The following is a 26,356-nucleotide window of genomic DNA, read 5'->3' as shown; positions in this document are numbered from 1 at the left end:
CATGGCCGAGGCGCCGCAGCTGCCCTTCTCCGGCGGCGCGGCCCGGGCCGAGATGTTTGGGCGCATGGCCGAGTCGATGATGCGCCCCGGCAGCGCCCCGGCGCCGGTTCAGGGCGGCCAGGCGGCGGCACCCGGCCCGAGCGCCTGCCCCGGCGGCCGACGATCCCCGCGAGCTCGAGGCGCAGCTCGACAAGCTCGTCGAGCGCCTGGCCAACGGGGAGATCAGCGAGGCGCTCTTCGAGCGGCTCAGCGCGCGGCTCGAGGCTCGGCTCTCGCGCTGAGCTCGGCTCTCGCGCTGAGCCAGCTCAACCCGAGCTGGGGCAGGCCGCGGCCAAGATGGCCTCTTCCTCCGCGCAGGCGCAGCTCTCGGGGGGCGGCTCCTGTGCGCAGCTCTCGTCCTCGCAGGCCGCGGCCATACACGCCCACATCGCCGGGTACGCGTCGAGGCAGGCCTGGCCGTCGTCGATGTAGCCATCGATGGCGAACTCGGCCGTCTCCACCGCGCAGATCTGCACGGCGCTCAGGCTCCCGGGCTCGTCGGGCTCGCCCGCGGCGTTGCACTCGCAAAGCGCCGCGAGCTCGGCCACTTGCGGCTCGCTACAGACGAGCAGCGCCTCAAGGGTCAGGCCCACGCAGGCCTCGTCATCGACCGCGCCCTCGCAGGCCGCGTTCATCGAGCACAGCGCCTCCGCGAGCCTCGCGTCGGCGCAGGCGCTGCCAAAGATCTGAGCAGAGGCCTCGATCTGTGCTTCGCAGCGCTGCGTGCAGCCCTCGAGCTCACCCTCGTCGAGGATCCCGCAGGTGACCTGAGCCGCGCAGCCGTTGGCGCAGTCGAGCGCCGGATCCCCCGAGCTCGTCTCGCCGCTCTCGCCCTCGCTCGTGTCCGTGGTCGCCTCCTCGCTCTGACCTTCGCTCTCGTCGCTGGCGTCGGCGCTGTCCGTGAGCTCGTTTCCCCCCTCTCCCTCATCCCCGTCGGCGCTCGGGCAGGCGCTCAGCAGCAAGGACAGACCGAGCAAAATTGGCGTCGTTCGCACCAGGTCATCCTAGCAGCGTAAACCAAAGTGCCCATTCGCTTCCCCCCTCAGGCCCACGGCTCGAGCGAGGACACGACCCGGCGCTCGTGCTCGAGCGCACCCTCGAGCGCCCCAGCTGGCCGGCCGCGAGCGCCTCGCTCACGCAGCGATAGCCCGCGTCGACCATCACCTGCGGCTCTCCGAGCAGCACCCGCGCCACGCCCTCGAGCTGCGGACGCAGGACCACCCCGCGGCGCTGCCCTGCTCGGCCGCGGGCACCCGGCCGCCCCACGCCCGCGCGCAGGCGCCGAGGACATCGAAGAAGCCCGGCTCCACCTCGCTGCGCAGCGCCGCCCTCGAGGGGCGCCGCTTCAGCTCCGCGCTCGCTCCGAGCTTGGCCGAGGGGCCAGGCAGCGCCGCCATCGCGCGCTTGCCCACCGCACGCGGGCGCGCCAGGCTGCGGACGTCGCTGGCGATCACCAGGCCCGGGCGGCGAGCAGACATCGCGGCGATCGGGAGCTCGTCGACCAGCCCGCCGTCGACGAAGCGCTCACCCTCGCGCTCGACCGGCGGGAGCAAGCCGGGGATCGCCGCGGCCGCGAGCACGGCGTCGGCCGTGGGCCCGCGATCCAGGATCTCCGCCACGCCCAGGCGCAAGTTGGTGGCGACGGTGAAGCACTCGCGCTCGAGCGATTCGAATTCCAGCTCGCCCAGCCAGGTCTCGACGCAGCGCCGCAGGCCCTCGGGGTCGAGGAGCGAGCGCCGCGGCGCGCGGGCCAGCGAACGAAACACGCCGCTGTCGAGCCAGGCCTCGGTCAGGCCGCGGGTCATGTCCTCGACGGAGAAGTCGGCGGCGGCGAGCACCGCCACGCCTGCGCCCGCGCTCGTCCCCGCGAAGGCGTCGATCTCGAGGCCGGCGTCGCGCAGCCCCGCGATCACGCCGATGTGCGCGAAGGCCCGGGCGCCGCCGCCGTTGAGCACCAGGCCGACGCTCTGACCTCGCAGGTGGCGGATCAACGCGGCCAGGCCACGGCGCTCCCCGGGGCGCAGGTGATGGACCCGCCGCGCGCAGGCGGCCTGGCGCTGCGCGGCGCAGCCCTTGCTTGGCCCACGCGCGCGCTCGTGCACGATCACGAGCTCGCGCGGGCCAGGCTCGTCGATGCTCGCGCAGGTCTGCGCGATGGCCCGGGCGTCCTCGCTCGCCCGCGCGACCACGAGGTAGAGCGCGCTCGGCTCGGCGCCGCGCTCGACCGCTTCGTCGACGGGGATCCAGGGATCGAGGCGACGCTCGAGGGCGGCGGCGAGCGCCCGAAGCTCGGGCGCTGGGGCACCGGCGATCACGCGCACCCGCTGGCACTGTGACACCCCGGATGTCCGCCCCGGAGCCGCGGCGAGATCCACCTGCGCGCGTTCGAATTTCCCTGCGGAGGGGCCGCCAGCTCGCCGCCTGCGCGAGTCTCGAAAGGTGCTCCAAGTGCCCATGACCATGAAGGAATGGCCTTATCACGCGGCCGTGAGCCCAGACAGCCTGAAGCTTTCTCCCGTCCTCGAGACCTGCCTGCGCCCCACTTTGGGGATATCGCAAAATGCAGACTTTCCCGAATTGGTACATTTGGAAATCGATATTTTCACGATCTCACGACCCCGAGTCGGGCGGTCGCCAGCGCCCTCGTTGGCCCCATCCAGCGGCCCGATCCCGGGCTCGCGCGCACGCGCACGCGCCGCTTCACCCCGCCCTCGTAACCGTCGCGTTCGGCTTTGTTCGCACGCCGGACACCCTGCCGACACGGGGCCCATTCAGCATGCGCCCAACCATGCGCCGCCCCCATCAGCCTTCTTTCCTGTCCATCCCCCTGAGCGCCGCCATGCTGCTCGCGGCGTGCTCCGACGACGGCACCGCGGCAGACGAGGCCGACGAGACCGGCACGGACACCGTGTCCGAGGAAGCGTCGAGCACGACGAGCGAGGACACCGAGACCACGACGAGCTCGGACGACGACATCACGGCGGACACGACCGACACCGACGAGAGCACCGAGTCCACCGACGAGGGTGAGTCCACCGACGAGGGTGAGACCACCGACACCGGCGGGCTCGAGCCCATCGACCCCGAGGACCTGCGCCCGCTCTCGTCCATGGTCTCGGCCTCCCTCGACCCCGAGACCGGCGCCGCCGACCTCCCGAGCTTCGTCAAGGGCCTCGTCGACCTCGTCGACATGGACGCGCTGCCCGACGACGTCGCCTTCCCGCTCGCGGCCGAGACCACCGACAGCGTGCGGGCCATCGACGGCCTCCAGGTCTCGGTCGTCGCCAGCTGGTTCGACCCGCTGACCAACGACGAGGGCTTCGACGCGCCGCGCTACGGCGCCAACAACGACTACATCGCCTACTTTGGCGACGGCTGGACCACGGCCCCGCAGTTCAGCGGCAGCGGCACCTCCGGCTGGCTGTGGACCAACCACGAGTACATCTCCGGCGACCAGCCCACGCCCGAGACCGGCGCGAGCGGGCAGTTCGGCCTGCTCAACGACTTCCTCTACTACTTTGGGATGATCGCCAACCCCGACGCCGAGACCTGGTCCGACGCCGAGCTCGAGACGGTGATCACCGCCCACAAGCGCCAGCTCGGCGGGTCGTGGTTCCGCGTGCTCAAGGACGGGCAGACCGGCGAGTGGATCATCAACCGCGCGGCCAACAACATCCGCTACGACTCGACCAGCGCCACGCAGGTGCTGGTCACCGGCCTGACCCTGCCCGAGCTCGCGACCGACGACAGCGGCGCCGAGCTGCCCGCCGGGGTCGTGCCGGGGATCATGGGCGACTGCTCCGGCGCCCAGACCCCCTGGGGCACGGTGATCACCGCCGAGGAGAACGTCCAGTCCTACTACGGCGACGCCGAGCCGTGCTGGACCAGCCAGCAGCAGTTCGTGGTCGACTCGGGCTGCGATCCGGGCGCCGACATCGAGCTGAGCACCGCGCCCGACGACGACGGCCTGTTCAGCGTCCACCCCGACGTCAACCACCGCCACAACCGCGACTTCTACGGCTTCCTTGTCGAGATCGACCCCGGCCAGGCCCCCGACGAGTACTACGGCAAGACCACCGCGGGCGTCGGTCACCAAAAGCTCGGCGCCATCGGCCGGGCGCGCTGGGAGAACGCCAGCTTCGCCGTGGATCAGGACTGGAGCCTGAGCGACGGCGAGCCGATCGTGATCTACTCGGCCAACGATCGCCGCGGCGGTCGCATCTACAAGTTCGTGACCGAGGGGGTCTACAGCGCGGACATGAGCAAGGCCGAGATCCGCGAGCTGCTGGCCGCTGGCACCCTCTACATCGCCCACTTCTCCGACCTCGACAACGACACTGGCATGACCGTCGGCGGCGCGGCCGTGACCGCGGCGGCCCCCGGCCTCGGCATGTGGATCGAGATCTCGACGACGAGCACGGACGTGGCCCCCAACGCCGCGGCCCTGTCCCCGGGGATGACCGTCGGCGAGGCGCTCATGGACCAGAGCTACAACCAGATCGCCGGCTTCCCCGACGACGACACGGTCCGCCGCGGGCTGTGGACCGCGGCCAACAAGATCGGCGTCCGCGAGCTCAACCGCCCCGAGGACGTCGAGTTCAACCCCCTCGACGGCAACCTCTACGTGGCCTTCACCAAGCACGGCCGCCGCGTCGCCCTCGACAGCGAGGGCGTGCTCTACGACCCCGAGACCCAGGAGATGGACTCGCCCGTGCGCGAGGACTCGACCGGGGCGGTGTTCGTGCTCGACGAGGACGGGGCGCCCGGCGAGGCGACCAGCTTCAGCTACTGGGCGGCCTGGTACGGCAGCGAGGGCACCGGCACCTACGACGCGGCCAACCCCGACAACCTGATGATCGACGCCCAGGGCGGCGTGTGGTTCGGGACCGACGGCAACTACGGGACCAACGGCCACGCCGACGCGGTCTACTACCTCGACCTCGACCCCGAGCACGCCAACACCTACGGCGTGGCCTTCCGGGTGATCGCAGGCCCCTCGGACGCCGAGGCCACCGGCCCGGCGCTGAGCAGCGACTCGCAGACCTTCTTCTTCTCGGTCCAGCACCCGGGCGAATCCGAGGACTCGAGCTGGCCCAACTGAGCCAGCGCGCGGGCGCGCGCCCCTGCCCGCGCGTGCCTTGAAAAGGAGAGGTCTGCGCCCTGGCCGTCGCCAGGCGCAGGCCTCTTCGTTCTTCTTCCCCCCCGCCCTGACCGCACGCCATGCACCGCTCGACCCTGCCCCCGCTCCTCGCCCCCCTCGCCCCCCTCGCGCTCATCGCCAGCTTTGGCCTCGGCCTCGCCTGCCGAGGAGGCGAGGGCGCCCCCTCGGACACGGACGAGAGCGACAACATCGGCGACGGCGGCGAGGTCGGTGACGATCCTGATCGAGGCGGCGATCAAGGCAGCGACCAGGGCGAGAGCCCCGACCCCTTCGACCTCCCCTCAGGCGAGGCGCTCTACGATCCCATCGCCACGGCCCGGGCGTCCATCGGCCAGATCGACAACCGCGAGGCCCCGGTCCTCCCGCAGTGCTACACGCGGACGGAGGGCACCCATAACCCTTGCTGGGTCTGCCACGTCCCCGCCCGCTACCCCAACGTGATGGCCGACTGGGATCTCCAGGGCAGCTACCAGTTCTCCGCGGTCGGCAAGACCAACCACTGGACCAATCTGTTCGCGGATCACAGCGCCGAGATCGCGGCCATCTCCGACGAAGAGATCCTCGCGTGGATCCGCAGCGACAACTACGCGGCCCTGCGCGCCGCGATCGCGGCGATCCCCGCCGACGACTACCCCGGCTACCGCCCGGACCTGGACTTCGCCGCCGGCTTCGACGACGAGGGCTTCGCCGTCGACCACAGCGGGTGGCGAGCCTTCACCTACAAGCCCTTTTCGGGGGTGTTCTGGCCGACCAACGGCAGCACCGACGACGTGATGATCCGGCTGCCGGCCCACTTCCGCGAGACCCGGGCGCTCTACAAGATCAACCTGGCGATCCTCGAGGCGAGCATGGCTACGGATCTGTCGATCCCCGACGCCGAGATCAGCTGGACCGTCGAGCCCATCGACGAGACCGTGGCCGGCTTCGACCTCGACGGCGACGGCGAGCTCGAGGCCGCGGTCACGCAGATCCTCGGCCTGCCCGCGCACTATGCCGGCGGCGCCGCAGAGCACCCCGTGCGCCGCGGGCTCTACCCCGAGGACACGGAATTTCTCCACTCGGTGCGCTACGTCGACCCCGACCAGGGCATCAGCGCGCGCATGAAGGAGCTGCGCTACAGCAAGAAGGTCGACGAGCTCGCCAAGTGGGCGATCCTCGCGGCCTATGAGCAGGAGGCCGAGGACAAGGACGAGGGCCTGCTCCCGCTCTACGCCGGCTCGCCCATGGTCGGGCTGCGCAACGCCTTTGGCTGGCAGCTCCAGGGCTTCATCGAGGACGATCAGGGGCGCCTGCGCCTCCAGACCCACGAGGAGCACTACTTTTGCATGGGCTGCCACAGCACCATCGGCGGCACGGCGGACCAGAGCTTCAGCTTCCCGCGCAAGCAGCCCGGGGCCGCCGGCTGGCGCTACCAGGACATCAGCGGCATGCCCGACGTGCCCCAGGCCGGGCACAGCCGCGGCGAGGTCGCGACCTACCTCGAGCGCGTCGGCGCGGGCGATGAGTTTCGCGCCAACCAGGAGATGATCGAGCGCTTCTTCGACGAGCAAGGTGCGCTCGACGAGGCCGCCGTCGCCGCCGCCTCGGCGGACCTCTCCGACATGCTGATGCCCTCCCCCGCCCGCGCCCTGGCCCTGGGCAAGGCCTACCTGGTGATCGTCCGCGAGCAGAGCTTCGTGCACGGCCGCGACGCGGTCATCGCCCCCGTCGCCAACGTGTTCGAGTCGATCGAGGACGAGTCCTCGGGGCTGTCGGAGAGCGGCAAGATGTACGCCGACGGGACGCTGCGCCTCGACTGGTCGCAGCTGCCCTGAGCGCGCTCGACGGCTGCGCGCAGCCGTCCAAAATCTGCAAGCCAGCCAGCTACTCGGCGGCCGCGCTCTGATCGCGCTCGCGGCCCTCGAGCGGCGCAGCGTCGAGCTCGGCGATCACGAAGTAGCGCAGCGGCCCATGGCGCAGCCGCGCCCCGAGCTCCTCGAGCAGCCCCGGCTGGATCGGGTCGACGTGAAACCACTCGAGCCAGCGCCGCAAGGCTCGCGCCGCCGGGCCGGGCAGGCCGTCGAGGTCGCAAAAATCGACGACGATGACCTTGCCGCCCGGGGCGAGGGCCGCCCGGGCGTTGGCGATCGCCGCCTGGGGATCGGCGACCATCGACAGGCAGTAGGAGAAGAGCACGCGCTCCGGGGCCTCGCCGCCAAAGGGCGCGCGCAGGTCGGCGTCCTCGGCGAAGCCGTGCTGGGCCCGCAGCCAGGGCAGGCGCCGGCGGGTGTGGGCGAGCATCTCGTCGCAGGCGTCGAGGCCGGCGAAGGTCGCCCGGGGCCGACGCGCGTGCAGGATCTCGAGGTTTCGCCCGGTGCCCACGCCGATCTCGATCAGCCGCGTCCACTCCTCCGCCAAGAGCACCTCGAGGGCGCGGTCGCGGCCAAAGAGGTAGTACTTGCGGGTCAGGTCGTAGAAGTGGCGCGAGATCCCGTAGTAGCGGTTGAGGAAGTCGCGGTGGGCGTGGCGGTCGGCGGACGCGGGCATCAGTGGGCCACCGTGTAGACGTTGACGCGGCGATACTGGCGGGAGCGATCCGCCTGCGAGGCCCAGTCGGAGGCCTGGCGGTCGAGGACGAAGCGACCCTCGAGGCCGTGGTGCTCGATCAGCGAGCGGTCCTCGACGGAGCGGTAGAGCAGCTTGGCGCCGTCGCGGCTGGTCCGAAAGATCTCGGCGAAGAGCTGCTGTTGCGCCGCCTCGGGCATCCAGTCGACGGCGTCACAGAGCGTGTAGTGCGACCAGGTGTCGGCCTCGGCCCGGCCGAGCACGTCGAAGATGTTGCGGTTGTGGTAGCGCATGTCCGTGGGCGCCTGGCTGCTGCGCGCGTGGTGATCCCGGCGCAGGTAGGGCGGCACGGCCTCGGGCAGCTCGTGGTTGAAGTGGCCGGCAGCGGCGTACCAGGCGTACCAGTTGCGCTCGAGGTCGGTCTCGACGAGGCGCTTCATGTGCGTCTCGAAGAAGGCGATCAGGTCGGTGCCCTCGGCGGCGAGCAGGCGATCGCGCTGGGCGTAGTTGATGCCCAAGGTGATCAGCTGTAGCGGCGACTCGAGGTAGGCCGCGACCCAGCGCCGCGAGCACAGCTCACGGCAGATCCACTCGATCTCGGCCTGGCGCTGGACCAGGTCCTCGCCGATGCGCTGGCGCAGCCACTCCGCGTCCATGCCGGTGATCCGACGCAGCAGCCCGAGCATCTGAGCCGTCAGCCCCGATCGAACCATGGAGCGCGAGTCCTCGAACATCCGCCAGCGCACGCGCCAGTAGGCCTGCATCCACTTGGGCAGGTGCTCGGCCAGCGAGCGAAGCACGCGCTCGGCCTCGGGGTGGCTGCCGTGGCCAAAGAGCGCGTAGAACTCGTCCCAGGACGCGAGGTGGCGGGCGGCGGCGGCCTTGAGCCCCGTCAGCGCGAGGTGGTGGGGGTTGATGTCGACGGCGTCGACCCGCGCGGCGTGGCGGCTGAGGTGGTTGGCGATCCCGCAGCCCGCGCCCGAGATCCCCAGCAGGCTCGCGCCGGGGCCGACCTCGAGCAGCGCCTCGTCGACCTCCGTGTCCTCCCACAGGATGTTGTAGACGTAGGTGGAGCGAAACAGCTTTTCGAACGTCCAGTCACGCAACTGCATGGTCTGCCTCGGAGCGTGAGCTTCGTACCCCGGGCGTTCGCCGCCGGTGTGACGCCGGCGTCTCTGCGTCGACAACTTCCAACGCCAAGCAAGTGTCACGCCCGCGTCTTGCACTCAGGCCCACGCGCGCTCGGGGAGGCGCGGCGAGATCTCGCCTCCCCCGGATCGGCAGCCAGGGAACCGGGCCGCCAGGCCGCTCTGGCGGCGTTTTGGCGGCCACGCCTCCCCCCGGCGCGCCACCGCGGGCCATCGCCGCCAACGCGTGATACCTTGTCCGACCGGATCACCATGCCCGAAGAGCGCTACTCGACATCGACCGCGGTCTTGCTGTGGCTGGGCTGGCTGTTTGGCTTCGCCGGACTCCACCGCTTCTACCTGGGCAAGCCGGTCAGCGGCGTCATCTGGCTGCTGACCTGGGGCCTGTTCGGCTTTGGCCAGGTCTTCGATCTCCTGCGCATGCGCAGGCTGGTCGACGACGAGAACCTCAAGCTCGCCGGGCTCCAGGCCCGCGCCCTCGGCCAGGGCTACCCCCACCAACACCAGCAGCAGCAGTACCCCCAGTACGCCCTGCCCATGGGCCACTCGCCCGGGCAGGCCCAGCAGAACCTGCCCCAAGATCCCCAGGAGCGCATGCGCATGCAGCTGATGCAGGCGGCGGCTGCGCGTGGTGGGCGGCTGTCCGTGACCGAGGGCGTGATGGCCACGGGCAAGGAGTTCACCGAGGTCGAGGCCATGCTCGACGACATGGCCCGCAGCGGCTACGTGGGCATCGACAATCACCCGGAGACCGGCGCCGTGGTCTACACCTTCGGGGACCTCGGCGCCTGAGCTACCATCTTCGCTGACGCAGGCGCAGCCATGCCCGAGCTCAACATCCACCTGCAGATCGATCCGGCGACCGGGAAGAAGAACCTGATCGTCGAGTACGAGTCGGACTCGGACGCCCTCCCCCACGAGCACGAGGAGGAGCACCGCGCCCTGGTCAACGCGCTGGTCGAAGGTGGCGTGGTCGAGGCCGAGGAGGTCGGTAAGGTGGTGGTTCGCCGCGGACAGGGCGAGCAGGCCGGCGCCGAGGCGAGCGCGGACGAGGACGAGGACGAGCGCGAGTCGATCGAGCAGGGCTCCGGCTAGCAGCCCGACAGACCATGTCCACGCTGGTCTTCGAAGATCTCGCGGTCCTGCGCGCCGCCCTCGACGCGAACCTGATCCCCCCGGCGGTCCAGGCCGCGCCCGTGGACTTCGCCCGCGACACCGCCGGCAAGCTGTGCCTGTCCACGGACGAGCCGCTGCCCCGGGCCGACCGCGCGCGCCTGCGCGAGGCCGGCGTCAGCCTCCGCACCCGGGCGCCCGCGAACCCGCGGCCGCTCTCGTGCTGGGCCGAGGTCCTGCCCCTCGAGCGCGCCGGCGAGCCCACCCCGCCCTGGGCGAGCTGCTCTTCCTCAGCGAGGGCGACGAGGGCTTCTTGCGCGTGGCCGGTGAGCTGCTGCGCCTGGGCTGCGAGGATCAGCGCCTGGCCTTCTTCACCGACGCCCAGGGGGTCCGCCGCAACCTCTGCCGCGTGGCGGATCCGCCCTACTACGCGGTGCTCCGCGCCCTCGATGGCGGCGACTCGCTGCGCGCCTTCACCCTGGCCCGCCCCGGCGGCCGCGTGTGGGTCGCGCTCGGCCGCCGCCACCCCCTCGCCGCGCGCCTCGACGCCGAGCCCGAGTCGCTGGTCCTGATCGGCGAACACGGCTGGCTGCACGTCCCCGACGGCCCCTGGCTCGACCTCCACGCGGTCAGCGTGGTCAGCTTGCCCGCGGCCACCCGCTGGCAGCGCGCCGCGCCCGAGCGCCGGCTCGAGGTCGAGCTGCGCCTGACCCGGGCCCCGATCACCCGCCCGGCGGATCTATGGGTGCTGCGCGAGCGCGCCCTCGAGCAGGTCGAGGCCCTGGTCCGCACGGTCCCCGAGTCCGTCGTCGCCCAGCTGCGCTTCGCCACCATCCAGGACCCCCGAGGCGGCGATCCGATCGTCGTGCTCCGAGCCCGGCGCAGCGCCGCCGGGCCGCCGGCCCTCGACCTCGACGCCGAGGCCTACGTCCCCGCCCCGCAGATCCAGGACCTCTACCTGCCCGTGGGCGCCGCCGTGGATCCGCCCTTTCGGCCCAGCAAGCTGCGCGAGCTGCTGCTCGACGGCCCCGACGCGGACAGCGTGGTCTGGCTCGCGCCCCAGGGCGAGGGCGGACGCCGCGGCCGGGCCTTCACCCGCGAGAGCCTGGCCGAGGACGCCTTCGCCCCGCTCGGCGAGTGGGTCGACTACCTCGTCTCCGCCAACGCGGACGCCCTGGTCCCCTGGGTGCGCAGCGCCGAGTTCGACTTCGACCCCTTCGTGAGCATCGGGATCGAGTGGGCCGAAGGCAGCGCGCCGCCGCGGCCCGCCGCGCCAGAGCCCGGCCCGCGCAAGCGCGCCGCGCACAGGGGACCGCTGCGCCCGGCCGCGGTCTTCGAGGCGCCCATCGACGACGCGCCCGCCGAGGACGAGGCCGCTCCCGAAGGCGACGCCCCCGAAGACGGCGCGCTCACGGTCCCCGCAGACGCCCCGCGCAGCGCCATCGAGGCCCGCCTCGCCGCCCTCGAGGCCGAGTTTTGCGGCCTCGACCTTCCCCTCGACGATCCCGCTCGAGTCCCCCGCTGGGCCGAGCTCGGGGAGCTCCAGGCTGCCCTCCAGCGCACCCGCGAGGCCGGCCTGTGCTGGTCGCGGGCGCTGTGGGAGACCCCCCCGCCCGACGGCCCGACGCCCGCGGCCATCGCCAGGCGCTGGGCCGAGCGCGAGGCCCAGCTCCAGGGCTTCCCCAGCCCCGCGCAGATGCTCGGCATCGTCGACGTGATCCCCGAGGACCTCGACGAGCAGATGATCCGTGGCCTGGCCGCGGCCGTGCTCGCCCTCGCGGCCAGCGGCGAGCAGCTCGAGGGCGAGCAGCTCGCCGCGCTCCAGCGCTTCTTCGCCAGCCACGGCGAGCGCCTCGACCTGCGCGCGCTGTGGCTGTCGCGCAGCGCCCTCGCGCGCATGGCCGGCGACGATCGCCTGGCGCTCTTCCAGACCCGCGACCAGATCATGGCCACGCTGCGCGAGGGCGTGGGCCTGGCCCGCAACATCCCCGCCTTCGTGCGCACCTACGGCAGCGACGGCGACGCGGGCGACCTCGGCCGCCTCGCCGACGCGCTCGGCAGCGTCCGCGACGACTACCTCCTGGCCACGCGCACGCGCCGGCGCTCGACCATCGAGTCGACCTTCCCCGACGCGCGCACCGACGCCTACGTGCGCCTGCTCTTCGCCTGGGGCCTGGCCCGCCTCGGCCGCCCCCAGGCCGCCCGCGACGAGCTCGAGGCGGCTCGCAAGCTCCTGGGTCCGCGGGCCGCCGACCCGAGCGAGCCCGGCAGCGACCCCGTGCACCACGCGGCCTTCTTGGCCTTCGAAGCGCGGATCCTCCAGGCCCTCGACGGCGTGGCCCCGGGCGCGCCCATGTCCGCCGCCCCCGACGGGCCGATCGCCGCCCGCGAGCGCCTCGAGCAGGACAACCTCGGGCGCTACAAGTACGACAGCCTCGTCGAGATCTCGCGCATCCTCGACCCCCACCACGGCGTCAACGCGGTCGATCGCTGGGTCGAGAGCAAGGCCGGCGAGCAGCCCTTCGCCGGCCTCGCGCTGCTCGACGATCCCCAGCGCCTCGCCGGGCTCTTCGACGACATGCTCGCGCAGCTGCCCGGCTGGGACGCCCCGCGCCAGGCCAAGGCGCTGCACAACCTGCTCGAGTACCTCGACGCCCTGCCCGAGCCCCTGGCCACGCCGCGCCTCCAGGCCGCGCTCCCGCTGATCGGCGACCTCGCCCTCGAGCAGCGCCCGCCCCTCTTGCGCCTGGCCATCGTCCGCGCCGGCTACCTCGAGCGCCCCGAGCTCGTCGGCGCCGCCCTCGACACCCTCGCGGCCAGCGACGGCGCGCTCGCGACCGAGCTGCCCGCCGCCTACGCCGAGCTCCTCGCCCGCGTGGCCCCGACCACGAGGCGCACCGGCCACGAGGCGCGCCTGCATTCGCTGCTCACCAACCTCGCCCGCCGCGTGGGCGACGAGCGCGACCTGGCCACCGCCACCGCCCGCCTGCACCTCGCGGCCGCGAGCGCGGCCATGGGCCAGCCGGGCCAGGTCCAGGCCGCCTTCGCCAGCGCCCACGCCCTGCTCCCCGAGCTCGCCGTCCGCCCCGGCGACTACCAGACCCTGCTGCGCGACATGGCCATGACCCTCAGCCGCAGCACCCCCAACCAGGCCATCGCCGGGGCGCGAGCGCTCTTCGAGCGCCTCGCCGAGACCACCGACATGAAGACCGCCAACTCGCACTACTGCCTGGCGGTCATCCAGCTGATGGAGTCGGTGGTCCTGTCCCTGGCCAGCGAAGACCTGACCTTGTCCGAGTGGGCCCGACGCTGGGTCGAGGAGGACGAGCACCTGCTCCACCGGCGGATCCATCGCGATCTGAGCTACCATCGAAGCCCCGCATGAGCGCCCCGACGACCCCCGCCTCGCCTGATCAGCCTGATCAGGCCAACGAGCTCGATCAGCTCGACCGAGACATCGACGCCGTCGGCGAGCTCGACTACGAGACCCTGGCCGCCCGCTCCCACGCCCTGCGCGAGCGCCTCAACCGCTTCCGCACGGCCCTCGGCCACTACTTCGTCGAGCGCCAATCGATCATCGACCTGATGACGATCTGCGCCATCGCCCAGGAGCCGCTGCTGCTCGTCGGCGTCCCCGGCACGGCCAAGTCCGACCTCGTGACCAAGTTCCGCGACGCGCTCGGGATCCCCAGCGAGGACTACTTCGAGTACATGCTCACGCGCTTCACGGAGCCCTCCGAGGTCATGGGCCCGATCGACATCAACCTGCTGCGCGAGGGTCGCTACATCCGCCGGGCCCAGGGCAAGCTGCCCACGGCGCGCATGGTCTTCCTCGACGAGATCTTCAAGTCGAACTCGGCGATCCTCAACTCGCTGCTCACGATCATCAACGAGCGCAAGTTCTACCAGGACGGCACCCCCGTGCCCGTGGCCCTCGAGGTGCTGATCGCCGCGACCAACGAGATCCCCGAGCACGCCGAGCTCGCCGCGCTCAAGGATCGCTTCTGCCTCAAGATCGTCGCCCACCCCGTGCAAGACGAGCACTTCTTCGAGCTCATCGACGCCGGCCTCGACGCCCAGACCCAGCGCGACCTCGCCCAAAAGCCCTGGGTCGAGGGCCACGCCAGCCTCGTCGACCTGCTCGAGGCCCACCGCTACCTGAGCTTGCAGATGGCTCGGCGCGAGCTCATGGCCGACGGCCAGGTGGTCCGCGATCGCCACCGCTACTTCTCCGACGAGCTGCTGCGCGAGCTGCATCGCCTGCTCAAGACCCTGGCCCGCGAGGACGGCGTGTTCGTCAGCGATCGCAAGGTCGTCAAGCTCTACAAGCTGCTGCGCACCCGGGCCTGGCTGCTCCACGGCGGCAAGGTCGAGCGCGAGGACCTCGCCCTGCTCGCCTACCTGGGTGAGACCCGCGAGGAGCTCGCCCTGCTCGAGGACAAGGTCCCCAAGCTCCTCGGCCTCGACTAGGAAGCTGGGGAGCTGGGACAGCGTGGAGGAGTCGTGAGCGAGGCGCGGGCGCGAGTCGACGAGTGGGCCGCCGCGGGGCTGCTGCTCCAGCGTGGGGCCAGCGTGGACGCCGAGCTCCTCGCCCTGACCGCGCCCTGGCTCGACGCCACCACCGAGGTCCTCGCCCTGCTCCCGCCCCTGGGCGTGGTCGCCGATCTCGGCCGGCTGCTGACCCGCGCGCCCTTCGACATCGCCCGCTCCGAGCCCGTCGCCGACCCTGACCTGCGCGCGGCCATCGACGCCTACGAAGAGCACCTGCTCGGCCGCCTGTCCGCCGACTACCGGCTCGAGCTCGCCCGCGACGCGCTCTTGCGCCTCGACGAGAACCTGCGCCCCGCGGCCATCGCCGTGTTCGTCGAGCAGGTCCTCGCCCGCGTCGGCGGCCAGGGCGAGTTCGACTCGCCGGGGACCGCGGCCTTGCGCCGGGTGCTTCACCGCCACGGCGTCGAGCTCGTCGAGCTGGGCAGCGCCGTGCTCGACGACCCGCAGCCCGATCCGCTGCGCGCGGAGCTGGCCGCGGCTTACGCCAGCTTGGCCCGCAGCGCCCGGCGTCACGGCGCGCTGATCACCGACGTCGAGCTCTACACCCTCGAAAACCACAGCGCCCTGCGCAGCCCCTCGGCGCGCCTGGCCATGGCTCAGATCGTCGAGGCGGCCGCCGCCGTCGAGCGTAGCTTGCCCGTCCGGGTCCGGCGCAGCGACGCCAGCCGCGGGCGCACGCCCACGCGCATCGAAGACGAGAGCGCCTACCCGATCGGCGGCTACGCCTCGATCTCGACAATCGGCGGGATCGAGAGCCTGGTCAGCTCCGAGCTGATCTACATGGATCCGCCAGCCGCCCCCGACACGGCCCGCAGCAGCGTGGATCTCTTCGACGTGCGCTGGGCCGCCGGCGAGCTGCTCAAGTACACCCGCGACGAGAGCGTGCACACCCGCGAGCGGCGGAGCGTGCTCTTGGTCCTCGGCCCCGATCTCGATCTCGCCCGGGTCAAGGATCCCCAGGTGCCCTGGCAGCGCCTGGTCGTGCTCCTCGGCGGCCTGGTCGCGGGCGTCCGCAAGCTCTGCGCCTGGCTCGACGAGGCCGAGCTTCACCTGCGCTTTTTGCTGCTCCCCGCCCCGCCGGCCCCCGGTGTCGCGCCGGGCTCTCCCCTGGCTCCCGACGCCGCGCTGTGCCGGCTGATCTTGCGCGAGTACATCGAGTCGGGCGTCGTCGACTTCATCGCGCTCGACGACGCCGACGCGCTCCAGGCCGCGGCCGAGCAGGCCGTCGAGCTCGGCGGCTGCGACCTGATCTGGCTGAGCCAGGGGTCGACCCCGGCGCCCTCCCCCCTGCCCGGCGCCCGCCAGCACAGCCTGAGCCTCGCCAGCGTCGAGCCGCGCCTGGCCCTCGACCGCGGCGCCGGCCCGGAGCCCCAAACGCTGCGCGCCGAGGGCTGGGAGGCGTGGCTCCAAGCCTTCGGCGCGCTCTTTCAGGGCCTGGTCTAGGAGCCCGTGGTGAAACCCAACACGACACCTCGCTTGGTCTTTTCGCCGAGGGCTTTGTCGCCAAAACTGGCAGTACGCCCGGTACAGCGGCGTTTTGGCTTCGCGCCCTCGGCGAAAATCCCGGCGCGAGGAGCCGCGCTGGGTTCCACCACGGGCTCCTAGCCGCAGTCCTCGCGCAGCTTGGCCAGGGACGCCTCCGCGTCCTTGCGGTCGTCCTCGTACTTGTCCTTCTCCGCGTAGGTCACGAAGTGCTCGTAGTAGGTGATCGCCTTCTCACAGTCACCGACCTGCTCCGCCGCCTTGCCGACCTTGAGCGCGAAACCGTGCTTGCCAGGGACGAGCTGATAGGCCTGCTCGTAGAGCCCGAGCGCCCCCTCCCAGTCGCCCTCCGCGGCCTTGCCCTCGGCCTCCACGTAGTAGCCCTTGGCCTTCTCGAGCCGCTCTTCTTCGCTGAGCTCCGGCTCGACCGGCTGCGGCGCGGGCTCGGGCTCGAGGCTCTCGTCCGGCACCCAGGTGTCGTCCTCGGGCTTGGTGGTCTCCTCCTCCTGGTTCTTCTTGCACGCCGGCGCCCACACGAGCGCGGTCAGGAGCAGGAACACGATCGACTTGCTTCGCATCGCCGCGCAGTATTGCACGGCCTCCGAGACCCTGTAGAGGCCCAAAGATGCCCTCTTCAATCCCTGCGACTTGTTAGTTTCGTTAGCGGTGTGGCTCACCATGTCGGCACGCCTCGCCATTCACTACACCGCCTGCCCCTGATACCGTCTGCTCGTGGCTCGCAAGCTTCGATTCACTGCTCTCGCGTCCGGCCTCGCGCTCGCGGCGCTCGCGGCGGCCTGTACCCCACAAAAGCCACAGCCCACCCCACAGCAGGTCGAGCTCAGCCCGGAGCAAAAGCTCGCCAAAACACAAGGTGAAGCGGTCCGGCGATGCTCGCCCCGATCCACGCCGCGGTCCCGGAGCCCGCCAGCGCGACGGTGCGACCCTGCCCCCAGCTGCGAGGGCGCGCCTTCAACCTGTCCTGGGGTCGCCTCGATCAGCTGGTCGCCGGCACCCCGGCCGAGACCCGCAATGAGGGCAGCGCCGATATCCTGCCCTTCAACGACGACGAATTCTCCACGCCCAAACACTACCGCGGCAAGGGCCTGCACAAGGCCGACGCCCAAGACCTCGCCCGCGTCGCCCGGGCCCACGAGCGCATGCCCTCCATCGAGTACGTGCGCGTCGCTCGAAGCGAGCGCTACGTCCCGCCGCAGCTGTCCGAAGACGACGCCTTCGAGCCCGGCTCGCTCAGCGGCTGGCTCATGGTCTTCGACCGCGAGGGCGAGCTGGTCTGCGCCGTGCGGGCGCAGGTCGAGAGCAGCGAGAGCGTCAACGTGAACGCCCCCGATGCGCTCCAGGACGAGGACCGAGCCAGGCAAGTGAGCGAGACGACCCTGCTGGTGGATCTGACCCAGCACCTGGCTGGTGCGCTGCGCGAGGCGGCCAAGCCGGCGCAGCGTGCCGTGCCAACAACGCCACCGGTCGTCGACGAGCCCTGAGGCCGCGCTCACCGACGCGAGACGCCAAAGCTCCCGTTGGCCGTGGGCCGGAAGCCAAACGCGCCCTGCATCGAGGACGGGAGGCTCAGCGTATAGTCCGGGGTGTTCGGTCCGATGAGCGTGTGCACGAGCACCGTCGACGGCGACAAGCGCCGACCGTCCCAGGACCACATCACGTTCTTCATCGGCCCGCTCGTGCAGGACTTGGTCGCGAGCGCCGCGAGCCGGGCCTGGCCGTCGCCGGGCCGGGCCGGGGTCCAGGCGAGCGCCTCGCCAGCGGCCACGATCACATGGGGCGCGCTCCCCCACAGCGCCTCGGGGAGCGCCAGCCAGATCAGCGAGGCCCCCTCGCCCTGCTCGCGCGCCGGATCCTCTTCGCCGAGGGCCGCGTCGATGCCGAGGGCGAGCAGCTCGGCGTCGGACTCGGGCAGACGCGCGCGCGCCTCGTTGGGCAGGCCGTCGAGGTCGAAGCCGTCGAGGACCACGCGAACCTCGAAGTCCCCGCCGACCGGCCGCGAGCAGGTCGCAAGGCCGTCGCGGCTGGTGTTGGTTCGCACGATCCGCGCGCGCAATTTGGCGCGCAGCTCGTTTTCGGACAAGGCGGCGATCTGCGGGCCGAGCTCGGCGAGGCGCTCGCCGGCGGCCGCCTCCATGGCCTCGTGCGTGGCGTCGGGGATGTACTTGCGCAGGAAAAAGCCGATCGCCACCTCCCAGCGCTCCTCCTCGGCGGACGCACACATCATCCGCAGCATGCGGAGGTTCTCGCGTCCCGAGCCGAGCGGGCCGTGGACGGTGATCTGGTCACCACGAAATTGGATCTTGCCGCCTCTATGCTCGACGTAGCGACGGACCGCGTCGTGGAGTTTCTGCTCGCGTCGGATATGGCGAAGACGGATCCCAACGTAGCCAAGGGCGATCAGCGCGCCGACGCCCCAGAGGATCTTCATGAAGATGGACATGGCCGTGCGTAGCACGAAGTCCGCCTTTCCTCTACGCCCTCTCAGCCATGACCAATATTGCCCCACTCGACCCAAAACAGCGTCAGTACCCCAACGAGCGCGCTTTCTCGGCAGCGACTTGCTCTTTGTCCATCCCTGCTATCTTCCCCCCACGATGCTACCCGATGGTCAACCTCCAAACCCCTACGCACAGCCCACTCGAGCACCCGACCCAAACCCCTATGGGCCCCCGAATCCAATCCCCGCCTGGGCCGAGGGCTACGCCGAGGAAGACTACGTCCCCCAAGGCACCTACTGGGGCGGCTTCGCGGCCGGCTTCGTTCTGGCGCTGCTCGGCTTGCTCGGAGTTTACATATTCGGCAAGGAGGAGACCAAGCGCGGTAGCCTCCACGGCTTCGGCATTCGCGTCGGTCTGTCGATGCTCTTTTGGATCTTCACCTTCGCCATGAGCTAGCGGCCCCTGTACTCCAGGAGGTGGCTCGCCCCTCCGGGCGAAAAATCTCCTGTTTTTTCTCGAATCTCGCGTGGCGAAATTACAGCGCCCATCGCCTGGCTCGCGCTGCCACTCCGGCCCCCTCGAGCGGACAAAGGGCCACGGAGCGACGCTCAGCGGGCCCTCCCCCCTGTCCGAGTAAGTCCTCGACACACCTGCTCTCGTCGGCTCTTCGAGCTCGGCAAGCGAGCCCGCCTCTCGACGGGGACGCCGTGGCGCTGACGTCCGCCCCGCGGCGTTGCAAAATGAGCGCATGCGCTCCCCCGAGAAACTGGCATCCACGCTCGGTTTCCCCGTCTTGATGGCGACCCTCCTCGCGCCGGCGTGGGCCTGCACCAGCGTGCCTTTTTGCGAGCAGCAGCCCGACAAGTGTGTGGCTGGAGACGAGGGCGAGAGTGGAGGCAGCGACACGAGCGAGGACGCCAGCTCGACCGAAGACACGAGCGGAGCTGACAGTGACGGCGACAGCAGTGGCCCGCTATGTGGCGACGGCGAGGTCGAGGGCGAAGAAGAATGCGACGACGCCAACGCGATCGACGGTGACGGCTGCGACAGCGACTGCACCTCGACACAGGTGGCCGCCATCACCCTCGGCGGCTACCACGGCTGCGCGTTGATCGACGGCGGCCGCGTGCGCTGCTGGGGACTCAACGACTCCGGCCAGCTCGGCTACGGCAACACCGACAACGTCGGCGACGACGAGCTACCCAGCGAGGTCGGTGACCTGCCGCTCCCGGGCACCCTCACCACCCTCGAGCTCGGCGCCTATCACTCCTGCGCGCTCTTCGAGGACGACGCCCTGCGCTGCTGGGGCGCCAACGACTACGGCCAGCTCGGATACGGCGACACCTACGACCGCGGGGGCACCGAGAGCATCGCCAGCTTGGCGACGATCGACGCGCCCGCGTTCACCGACATCCAGCCGGCCTTCTATCACACCTGTGGGCTGACCGAGGGCGGCGAGGTCCACTGCTGGGGCCAGGGCGAGCTCGGTCAGCTCGGCTACGCCAGCGTCGCCAACATGCTCCTCCCGGGCGAGGCCGTGTCCCTCGGCGGGGCCGTGGCCAGGCTGATCGGCGGAGGCGAGCACGCCTGCGTCATCCTCGAAGACGACGGCAGCCTGCGCTGCTGGGGCTCCAACCACTACGGCCAGCTCGGCTACGGCGACACCGAGAACATCGGCGACGGCGAGCTCCCCGACACCGCCGGCCCGGTCCCGCTGCTCCCCGAGTCCCTGTCCCACGTCGACATCGTCGACCTCGTCACCGGCGGCCCCCACAACTGCGCCCTGCTCAGCAACGGCGAGGTCATGTGCTGGGGCAGGAACGACTACGGCCAGCTCGGCCTCGGCCAGTTCGGGAACATCGGCGACGACGAGCTCCCCGACTCGGTGCCCACCGTCGGCATCCCCGGCCCGGCGGCGCAGATCAGCTTGGGCTTTCACCACACCTGCGCCCTGCTCACCAGCGGCGAGGTCACCTGCTGGGGCCGCGGCGACTACGGCCAGCTCGGCTACGGCGACACCAACCACGTCGGCAACAACGAGCTGCCCGAGGACGTGGGCTTCGTCGATCTCGACGCGAAGGTGCTGACCATCGCCGCCGGCGGCTATCACACCTGCGCGCTGCTCGCGACCCGCGAGGTCCGCTGCTGGGGCCGCAACGACTCCGGCCAGCTCGGGCTGGGGCATATGGACAACATCGGCGACGATGAGCTCCCCCTGAGCGAAGCGCCGCTCTCGCTGCTCTGAGCGGCGCTCGCTCGCGCGAGAAAAAGCTGCCGGTCACAGGCTCGTGACAGCGCGAGCGCTGTGACCCCCGCGAAACTTCGGCCTGCTAACACGCCAGCGTGGCAGGTCGGCTCGCAGCCATGGCCCCTAGGAGCCCGTGGTGGAACCCAGCGCGGTTCCTCGCGCCGGGGTTTTCGTCGAGGGCGCGAAGCCAAAACGCCGCTGTACCGGGCGTACCGCAAGTTTTGGCGACAACGCCATCGGCGGAAGGACCAAGCGAGGTGTCGTGTTGGGTTTCACCACGGGCTCCTAGGCTCCTCACCTGCACGGCGCTGCTCTTTGCCGCGCTCGCGTGCAGCGACGCGGCCGAGCAGGCCGCCGAGCACACGCTGACGATCCGCGGCTCGGACACCATGGTGATCCTCGCCCAGCGCTGGGCCGAGGCCTATATGGACGAGCACCCCGAGATCGCCGTGCAGGTCAGCGGGGGCGGCAGCGGGACGGGGATCACCGCGCTGATCGCCGGGACCACCGACCTCGCCAACGCCAGCCGCGAGATCGCCGATAGCGAAGCCGAGCTGCTCGCCCGCGAGCGCGGCGTGCCGGTGTTCGAGACCACCGCGGCGATCGACGCCGTGGCGATCTACGTGCACCGCGACAACCCCATCGCCAGCGTGTCCCTGGCCGAGCTCGAGGACGTGTTCCGTGGGCGAGTCGAGGACTGGTCGGCGCTCGGCGTCGAGGACCTCGGCGCGATCACCCTCTACAGCCGCGAGAACAACTCGGGCACCTACGCCTACTTCAAAGACCGCGTGCTCGCCGGCTACGACTTCGCCAGCGAGGCCCAGACCCTGCCGGGCACGGCCGCGGTCATCAACGCGGTCAGCAAGGATCCGCGGGCGATCGGCTACGGCGGCATCGGCTACGCCGCCGGCGTGCGCGTGGTCCCCCTGCGCCTGGACTCGGGGGAGATCGCCGCGGCCAGCGGGGCCCAGCTGCGCGCCTATCCCCTGGCCCGCCCGCTGCTGATCTACACCGCCGGCGAGCCCGAGGGCGAGGCCGCGCGCTTCATCGAATTCGTGCGCGGCCCCCCGGGCCAGGCCCTCGTCCGCGAGCTCGGCTTTTTCCCCCTGCCGGAGCCCATGGGATGAACCACCACGGGATGCGCCGCCGCGGCCGGCCGCGCTGGCACGCGCTCGTCGAGTGGGGCATCCGCCTGCTCGCTGGCGCGGCGCTCCTGGCGATCGCGCTGATCTTCGTGTTCATCGCCCGCGAGGCCCTGCCGCTGCTGTGGTCCACCGACGCCCGCGCCGAGCTGCGCCTGGCCGACCTGTTCTTGCCGCGCCAGTGGCCCGGCTACGACGCCCCGGTGTTCGTCTGGCAGCCCGTCGGCCCGATCCCCAAGTACAACCTCGTCCCGCTGATCGTCGGCACCTTCAAGATCACGATCATGGCCATGCTGATCAGCGCGCCGCTGGCCATCGCCTGCGCGGTCTACCTGGCCCACTACTCGCCCCCGCGCCTGCGCGAGCTGATCAAGCCGACCATCGAGATGCTCGCGGGCATCCCCTCCGTGGTGCTCGGCTTCTTCGCGCTGAGCCTGCTCGCCGACCTGGTCAGCGCGAGCTTCGGCTTCGAGTATCGGCTCAACGGCGTGGTCGCGGCCCTGGCCCTGAGCGTGACGATCATCCCCGTGATCTTCACGGTGTCCGAGGACGCGCTGCGAGCCGTGCCCGCGGCCATGGTCGAGGGCGCGCGGGCGCTCGGAGCCCGCCGCCACCAGATCGCCTTGCGGGTCACGCTGCCCGCGGCCTTGCCCGGGGTCGCCGCGGCCCTGGTGCTCGGCTTTGGTCGGGCGATCGGCGAGACCATGGTCGTGCTCATGGCCTCGGGCAACGCCGCGGTCGTCGAGCTCTTCGACTGGTCGACCAGCGTGCGCACGATGACCGCGACGATCGCCGCCGAGCTCGGCGAGGTCCCCCGCGGCACGACCCACTGGCAGGTGCTCTTCCTGGTCGGGATCCTGCTCTTCGCCCTGACCTTCGCCCTCAACCTGATCGCCGCCCGCGTCGTCGAGCGCACGCGTCGGCGGCTCGGAGGCGAGGCGTGAGCGCGCCCGCGATCGGCCGGCGCGGCGATCGCCTGGTCCACGCGCTCACGGCCGCGGCCGTGCTCGTGGTCCTGCTCTTCTTGCTCGGCCTGCTCGGCATGGTCGTGGCCGAGGGCGCCCCGGCCTTGAGCCTGGAGTTCCTGACCGCCGCGCCCACCGGCGACATGGCCGGCGGCGGCGTGTGGCCGGCGATCTACGGGACCTTGGTGATGACCCTGCTGATGACCGCGGCCGTGACCCCCGTGGGCGTGGCCACGGCGATCTACCTGTCCGAGTACGCGCCCCGGGGCTCGCGCTGGGCCAAGCTGATCCGCGTCGCCGTGGCCAACCTCGCCGGCGTGCCCTCGGTGGTCTTTGGCCTGTTCGGCCTCGGCTTCTTCGTGCTCTTCGTCGGCGCGTCCATGGATCAGCTCGCCGGCCTCGAGCGCCCGGTCTGGGGCCGGCCCTCGCTGCTGTGGGCCGCGCTGACCCTGTCGATCCTGACCTTGCCCGTGGTCATCGTGACCGCCGAGGAGGCCATGCGCGCCGTCCCCCAGGACCAGCGCGAGGCCGCCCTGGCCCTGGGCGCCTCGCGCCTACAGGTGGTGCTCGGCGTGGTCTTGCCCGGGGCCCGGGCGGGGATCGCCACCGGCCTGATCCTCGCGCTCTCGCGCGGGGCCGGCGAGGTCGCGCCGATCTTGTTCACCGGCGCCGCCAACTTCCTGCCCGAGCTCCCCGACGACCCCCGCGACATGTTCATGCACCTCGGCTACCACGTCTACGCCCTGGCGACGCAGTCGCCCAACGTCGACGCCGCCCGCCCGCTGCTCTTCGCCACGGTGCTCGTGCTCCTGGCCCTGACCTTGGGCCTCAACCTCGTGGCCATCGTGCTGCGCAGCCGCCTGCGCCGAGGGCAGCCGTGAGCGCGGCCAAGCTGCGCTGCGAGGCCGTGTCGATCTACTACGGCCAAAAGCGAGCCATCGACGGCGTGAGCATGGGCGTCGCCCCGCGCACCGCCACGGCCTTCATCGGCCCCTCCGGCTGCGGCAAGAGCACGCTGCTGCGCGCCTTCAACCGCATGCACGACGAGGTCGAGGCGCCCGCGTCGAGGGCGAGATCCTGCTCGACGGCCGAGACATCTACGCGCCGCAGGTCGACGCCGTCGAGCTGCGGCGGCGCGTGGGCATGGTCTTTCAGCGCCCCAACCCGCTGCCCAAGTCGGTGTTCGACAACGTCGCCTTTGGCCTGCGCCTGGCCGGCGAGCGCGACGGCCAGAAGATCGCCGAGACCGTCGAGCGCTGCCTGCGGGCGGCGGCGCTATGGGACGAGGTCCGCGACCGCCTGCACCGCTCCGCCCTCGGCCTGTCCGGCGGTCAGCAACAGCGCCTGTGCATCGCCCGGGCCCTGGCCATCGACCCCGAGCTGCTGCTCATGGACGAGCCGGCCTCGGCCCTCGACCCGATCGCTACCGCCGCCATCGAGGAGCTGATCATCGAGCTCAAGCGCGAGTTCACGATCATCTTGGTCACCCACTCCATGAGCCAGGCCCGGCGGGTCGCCGACACCACGGCGTTCTTCTATCTCGGCCAGCTGATCGAGCACCGGGCCACGGACGCGCTCTTCGCCGCGCCCAGCGAGGCCCGGACCCGCGAGTACCTCGGCGGCAAGTTCGGCTGACTCGCGGACTCGGCTCTGCCCGTGGCCACGCTCGCCGTCTCGCCCTTTCGCCGTGGAGATCGTCTCGTCCGCCCAGCCGACGATTGCAACACGCGTGGCACAAACGCGCCGTCATGCCACGCCGCGCGCCGGGGATCGCTCATCGCGACTGCGGTGAGAGACCGGGAAATACGCGCTCCCAACGCCGTTTTATTCAGCGAGCGGACTCAGCCCTCGGGGAAGTCGGTCCAGTTCTCGGTCCACGGCAGCGCCCCCGGAGCGAAGGCCCCGGCGTAGCTCGCCGCCTCATCGAAGAAGCCGTCGCCCGGCGGCTTGACGCCCGTGCCCGAGAGCGCGGCCCCGGGCACCCAGCTGGGCGCCTCGAGATCGTAGGGCCGCTCGATCCCCGGATCGATACCAAACTGATTGTTGAGACCCTCGGCCCGAAACAGCGCGTCCTCGTCGAGGGGAGGCGTCGTCGTCCTCGTCGCCCATCTCTTCTTGGACCGTGGGGAAGTAGTGCTCGCCATCGGAGCCGGCGGCGAAGAACACCGAGTAGCTGACGCTGAGCGCCCCTTCGCTGAGCTGCGCAGCCGTGGCCTCGCCCTTGACGTCGATCGACTCGACAGGGTGCCCCATGAACAAGGCGTTGCGCACGGTCCCGGCCGTGCCCTGCTTGAAGGTCGCCCCGCGCTGGCTGGCCCCGGGGTCGTTGGAGCCGATCAGCGTGACGTTGTAGAGGGTCGGCGACGAGCGCGGATCCGCGTCGTTGTCGTCCTCCCAGTTGTCGCACTCGAGGCCGTTGTCGCCCTCGGCGTCCTGCTGAATCGCGAGGAACTGCGCCTTGCCGCGCCAGCCACGATCCCAGTCCAGCGAGTCGTCCTGGGCCCGCGAGATCACCACGTGGTCGAGGTCCACGGTCCCACCAAAGATCTCGACGCCGTCGTCCTTGCCGTAGTGGACCTGGACGTGGCTGATGATCGTGCCCGAGCCGCAGCCGCCCAGGGTCAGCCCGTTGAGCTCCTCGTCGAGCTGGAGCGGGTAGCCGGCGAATTCGATGCGCGTGTACTCGAGCACCCCGCAGCCCCAGTCGTCGTCGGTGCCGCCAAAGCTCGCCCGCGAGGTGTCGGTCAGACCCTCGAGCACGGGGTTGGCCTGGTTGACCGTGGCCCGCCCGAGCAGCGCGACCCCGCCCCAGTCACCGGCGAGGCGCATGCCTTCCTCTTGCGCGCTCGAGAACACCACCGGGGCGAACTCCGTGCCGCGCGACTCGAGCCGCGCCCCGCGGGTCGCGACCAGGGCCGAGCCCTGCTCACCGCGGATCTGCGTGCCCGCGCGGACCGTCAGCGTGGCGCCGTTTTCAATGTAGATCACCTTGGTCAGCACATAGTGTTCTCGGGCTCCCAGACCGTGTCCTCGGTGATGTTCTCGCTGATCTCGACGACCTCGCCGCCCTCGCCCTCGGCACGCAGGCCCCCGCGGAGCAGACCAGGCCATCACCGCAGTGCTCGCTGGTCTCGCACAGCTCGAAGTCGAAGAGCAACGAACAGGCCGTCAGCGAGCACGTCGTGACGCTCGCCAACAGCAGGGCCTGGCTCGAACGCGGGGGGCGACGCATGGCCGATCTTTGCCGAGCTCCTGCTTCAAGCTTGCGCCCGCGACGTTACGTATGCGCAACGGCGAGCCGCGCCAATGTCCCCGCGAAGAAACCCACCCGTAACCGAACGAAGCCGGCCATCGACGATCGTCGATCGAGGAACCCATGCTCGCACCAACTCGCCCGCGCAGCCTCGCCGCATCCTTCATCGCCTCCCTCGCCGCCGCCTCGCTGCTCACGGGCGCGGGCACGGCTTCGCGCCGCGACGGCACCCGCGGACGCCCAGACCCCTC

Annotated in this window: 22 protein-coding genes and 2 pseudogenes; 15 read left to right on the top strand and 9 right to left on the bottom strand. The window is 71.2% G+C overall.

From position 1 onward, the window contains the following. The 3 genes from G6O69_RS39520 to G6O69_RS37390 all read right to left on the bottom strand — a co-directional run. The coding region (locus G6O69_RS39520; RefSeq protein ID WP_217910172.1) for a hypothetical protein at window positions 1-214 on the bottom strand (214 nt) is incomplete at its 3' end. A gap of 91 nt (window positions 215-305) precedes the next feature. Further along, window positions 306-1,034, bottom strand: coding sequence for a hypothetical protein (locus G6O69_RS37395; protein ID WP_172305311.1), 729 nt, complete (start codon window positions 1,032-1,034; stop codon window positions 306-308). Between the two features lie 165 nt (window positions 1,035-1,199). Beyond that, window positions 1,200-2,501, bottom strand: coding sequence for a patatin-like phospholipase family protein (locus G6O69_RS37390; RefSeq protein WP_176397327.1), 1,302 nt, complete (start codon window positions 2,499-2,501; stop codon window positions 1,200-1,202). A 326-nt stretch (window positions 2,502-2,827) separates the two neighbouring features. Here G6O69_RS37390 and G6O69_RS37385 point away from each other — a divergent pair, with 326 nt between their 5' ends. Both G6O69_RS37385 and G6O69_RS37380 read left to right on the top strand, forming a co-directional pair. Next, complete coding sequence (locus G6O69_RS37385; RefSeq protein WP_172305309.1) at window positions 2,828-5,140, top strand: alkaline phosphatase PhoX; 2,313 nt, start codon at window positions 2,828-2,830, stop codon at window positions 5,138-5,140. Window positions 5,141-5,259: 119 nt separating this feature from the next. Continuing rightward, window positions 5,260-7,014, top strand: a complete 1,755-nt coding sequence (locus G6O69_RS37380) for a hypothetical protein (RefSeq protein WP_172305308.1) — start codon at window positions 5,260-5,262, stop codon at window positions 7,012-7,014. Between the two features lie 49 nt (window positions 7,015-7,063). Here G6O69_RS37380 and G6O69_RS37375 read toward each other — a convergent pair whose 3' ends face one another. Then, window positions 7,064-7,726 carry a methyltransferase domain-containing protein gene (locus G6O69_RS37375; RefSeq protein ID WP_172305307.1) on the bottom strand — a complete coding sequence of 221 codons (663 nt, stop codon included), beginning with the start codon at window positions 7,724-7,726 and terminating at the stop codon, window positions 7,064-7,066. After that, a complete protein-coding gene (locus tag G6O69_RS37370) occupies window positions 7,726-8,856 on the bottom strand; it encodes a DUF3419 family protein (protein ID WP_172305306.1) in 1,131 nt (376 codons plus the stop codon). The genes G6O69_RS37375 and G6O69_RS37370 overlap by 1 nt, the downstream gene beginning before the upstream one ends. A 288-nt stretch (window positions 8,857-9,144) precedes the next feature. On the opposite strand from G6O69_RS37370, the gene G6O69_RS37365 reads away from it, so the two are divergent. The 6 genes and pseudogenes from G6O69_RS37365 (at window position 9,145) to G6O69_RS37345 (ending at window position 15,999) form a co-directional block, all read left to right on the top strand. Then, on the top strand, window positions 9,145-9,684 hold the full coding sequence (locus tag G6O69_RS37365; protein WP_172305305.1) for a TM2 domain-containing protein: 540 nt from the start codon (window positions 9,145-9,147) through the stop codon (window positions 9,682-9,684). 30 nt (window positions 9,685-9,714) lie between these two features. Then, window positions 9,715-9,987 carry a hypothetical protein gene (locus tag G6O69_RS37360; protein WP_172305304.1) on the top strand — a complete coding sequence of 91 codons (273 nt, stop codon included), beginning with the start codon at window positions 9,715-9,717 and terminating at the stop codon, window positions 9,985-9,987. 14 nt (window positions 9,988-10,001) lie between these two features. After that, a pseudogene (locus tag G6O69_RS41085) lies at window positions 10,002-10,271 on the top strand (hypothetical protein); the annotation flags it as partial. Beyond that, a complete protein-coding gene (locus tag G6O69_RS37355; RefSeq protein WP_346017164.1) occupies window positions 10,226-13,390 on the top strand; it encodes a hypothetical protein in 3,165 nt (1,054 codons plus the stop codon). The pseudogene G6O69_RS41085 and the gene G6O69_RS37355, both read left to right, overlap by 46 nt. Next, on the top strand, window positions 13,387-14,475 hold the full coding sequence (locus tag G6O69_RS37350) for an AAA family ATPase (protein ID WP_172305302.1): 1,089 nt from the start codon (window positions 13,387-13,389) through the stop codon (window positions 14,473-14,475). The genes G6O69_RS37355 and G6O69_RS37350 overlap by 4 nt, the downstream gene beginning before the upstream one ends. Before the next feature lie 33 nt (window positions 14,476-14,508). Next, window positions 14,509-15,999 carry a hypothetical protein gene (locus tag G6O69_RS37345; protein ID WP_172305301.1) on the top strand — a complete coding sequence of 497 codons (1,491 nt, stop codon included), beginning with the start codon at window positions 14,509-14,511 and terminating at the stop codon, window positions 15,997-15,999. A 158-nt stretch (window positions 16,000-16,157) separates the two neighbouring features. Here G6O69_RS37345 and G6O69_RS37340 read toward each other — a convergent pair whose 3' ends face one another. Beyond that, window positions 16,158-16,616, bottom strand: a complete 459-nt coding sequence (locus G6O69_RS37340; RefSeq protein ID WP_172305264.1) for a hypothetical protein — start codon at window positions 16,614-16,616, stop codon at window positions 16,158-16,160. Window positions 16,617-16,928: 312 nt separating this feature from the next. Between G6O69_RS37340 and G6O69_RS37335 the strand changes: the two genes are divergently transcribed. Next, window positions 16,929-17,540 (top strand): hypothetical protein, encoded by a 612-nt coding sequence (locus G6O69_RS37335; protein ID WP_176397325.1) that lies wholly within the window; start codon window positions 16,929-16,931, stop codon window positions 17,538-17,540. 8 nt (window positions 17,541-17,548) lie between these two features. Here the strand turns inward: G6O69_RS37335 and G6O69_RS37330 are convergent, their stop codons facing one another. Then, window positions 17,549-18,499: a hypothetical protein gene (locus G6O69_RS37330; RefSeq protein WP_172305262.1), complete on the bottom strand. Its 951-nt coding sequence runs from the start codon at window positions 18,497-18,499 to the stop codon at window positions 17,549-17,551. A 154-nt stretch (window positions 18,500-18,653) separates the two neighbouring features. Here G6O69_RS37330 and G6O69_RS37325 point away from each other — a divergent pair, with 154 nt between their 5' ends. The 6 genes and pseudogenes from G6O69_RS37325 (at window position 18,654) to pstB (ending at window position 24,487) form a co-directional block, all read left to right on the top strand. Continuing rightward, on the top strand, window positions 18,654-18,953 hold the full coding sequence (locus G6O69_RS37325) for a hypothetical protein (protein ID WP_172305261.1): 300 nt from the start codon (window positions 18,654-18,656) through the stop codon (window positions 18,951-18,953). A 340-nt stretch (window positions 18,954-19,293) separates the two neighbouring features. Beyond that, window positions 19,294-20,742: an RCC1 domain-containing protein gene (locus G6O69_RS37320; protein ID WP_172305260.1), complete on the top strand. Its 1,449-nt coding sequence runs from the start codon at window positions 19,294-19,296 to the stop codon at window positions 20,740-20,742. A gap of 260 nt (window positions 20,743-21,002) precedes the next feature. Beyond that, complete coding sequence (locus G6O69_RS37315) at window positions 21,003-21,872, top strand: phosphate ABC transporter substrate-binding protein (RefSeq protein ID WP_346017070.1); 870 nt, start codon at window positions 21,003-21,005, stop codon at window positions 21,870-21,872. Further along, window positions 21,869-22,831 carry a phosphate ABC transporter permease subunit PstC gene (gene pstC / locus G6O69_RS37310; protein WP_255215834.1) on the top strand — a complete coding sequence of 321 codons (963 nt, stop codon included), beginning with the start codon at window positions 21,869-21,871 and terminating at the stop codon, window positions 22,829-22,831. The genes G6O69_RS37315 and pstC overlap by 4 nt, the downstream gene beginning before the upstream one ends. Further along, window positions 22,828-23,733: a phosphate ABC transporter permease PstA gene (gene pstA, locus G6O69_RS37305; protein WP_346017069.1), complete on the top strand. Its 906-nt coding sequence runs from the start codon at window positions 22,828-22,830 to the stop codon at window positions 23,731-23,733. The genes pstC and pstA overlap by 4 nt, the downstream gene beginning before the upstream one ends. Then, window positions 23,730-24,487, top strand: a pseudogene (gene pstB, locus G6O69_RS37300) (phosphate ABC transporter ATP-binding protein PstB). Before pstA ends, pstB begins: the two are co-directional and overlap by 4 nt. Before the next feature lie 206 nt (window positions 24,488-24,693). Here pstB and G6O69_RS37295 read toward each other — a convergent pair. Both G6O69_RS37295 and G6O69_RS37290 read right to left on the bottom strand, forming a co-directional pair. Beyond that, window positions 24,694-24,834, bottom strand: a complete 141-nt coding sequence (locus G6O69_RS37295; protein ID WP_176397324.1) for a hypothetical protein — start codon at window positions 24,832-24,834, stop codon at window positions 24,694-24,696. Continuing rightward, window positions 24,773-25,852 carry a hypothetical protein gene (locus G6O69_RS37290; RefSeq protein WP_217910171.1) on the bottom strand — a complete coding sequence of 360 codons (1,080 nt, stop codon included), beginning with the start codon at window positions 25,850-25,852 and terminating at the stop codon, window positions 24,773-24,775. Before G6O69_RS37290 ends, G6O69_RS37295 begins: the two co-directional genes overlap by 62 nt. Window positions 25,853-26,356: the final 504 nt, after the last annotated feature.

This window comes from Pseudenhygromyxa sp. WMMC2535, from assembly GCF_011083025.2.
This window is presented reverse-complemented; position numbering and strand designations above follow the sequence as displayed.

Bases quoted from the DNA above. Each gene is read 5' to 3' on its own strand.
- G6O69_RS37390 (WP_176397327.1), bottom strand. From the start codon at position 2,501: ATGGTCATGGGCACTTGGAGCACCTTTCGAGACTCGCGCAGGCGGCGA.
- G6O69_RS37385 (WP_172305309.1), top strand. From the start codon at position 2,828: ATGCGCCGCCCCCATCAGCCTTCTTTCCTGTCCATCCCCCTGAGCGCC.
- G6O69_RS37380 (WP_172305308.1), top strand. From the start codon at position 5,260: ATGCACCGCTCGACCCTGCCCCCGCTCCTCGCCCCCCTCGCCCCCCTC.
- G6O69_RS37375 (WP_172305307.1), bottom strand. From the start codon at position 7,726: ATGCCCGCGTCCGCCGACCGCCACGCCCACCGCGACTTCCTCAACCGC.
- G6O69_RS37370 (WP_172305306.1), bottom strand. From the start codon at position 8,856: ATGCAGTTGCGTGACTGGACGTTCGAAAAGCTGTTTCGCTCCACCTAC.
- G6O69_RS37365 (WP_172305305.1), top strand. From the start codon at position 9,145: ATGCCCGAAGAGCGCTACTCGACATCGACCGCGGTCTTGCTGTGGCTG.
- G6O69_RS37360 (WP_172305304.1), top strand. From the start codon at position 9,715: ATGCCCGAGCTCAACATCCACCTGCAGATCGATCCGGCGACCGGGAAG.
- G6O69_RS37350 (WP_172305302.1), top strand. From the start codon at position 13,387: ATGAGCGCCCCGACGACCCCCGCCTCGCCTGATCAGCCTGATCAGGCC.
- G6O69_RS37340 (WP_172305264.1), bottom strand. From the start codon at position 16,616: ATGCGAAGCAAGTCGATCGTGTTCCTGCTCCTGACCGCGCTCGTGTGG.
- G6O69_RS37335 (WP_176397325.1), top strand. From the start codon at position 16,929: ATGCTCGCCCCGATCCACGCCGCGGTCCCGGAGCCCGCCAGCGCGACG.
- G6O69_RS37330 (WP_172305262.1), bottom strand. From the start codon at position 18,499: ATGTCCATCTTCATGAAGATCCTCTGGGGCGTCGGCGCGCTGATCGCC.
- G6O69_RS37325 (WP_172305261.1), top strand. From the start codon at position 18,654: ATGCTACCCGATGGTCAACCTCCAAACCCCTACGCACAGCCCACTCGA.
- G6O69_RS37320 (WP_172305260.1), top strand. From the start codon at position 19,294: ATGGCGACCCTCCTCGCGCCGGCGTGGGCCTGCACCAGCGTGCCTTTT.
- pstC (WP_255215834.1), top strand. From the start codon at position 21,869: ATGAACCACCACGGGATGCGCCGCCGCGGCCGGCCGCGCTGGCACGCG.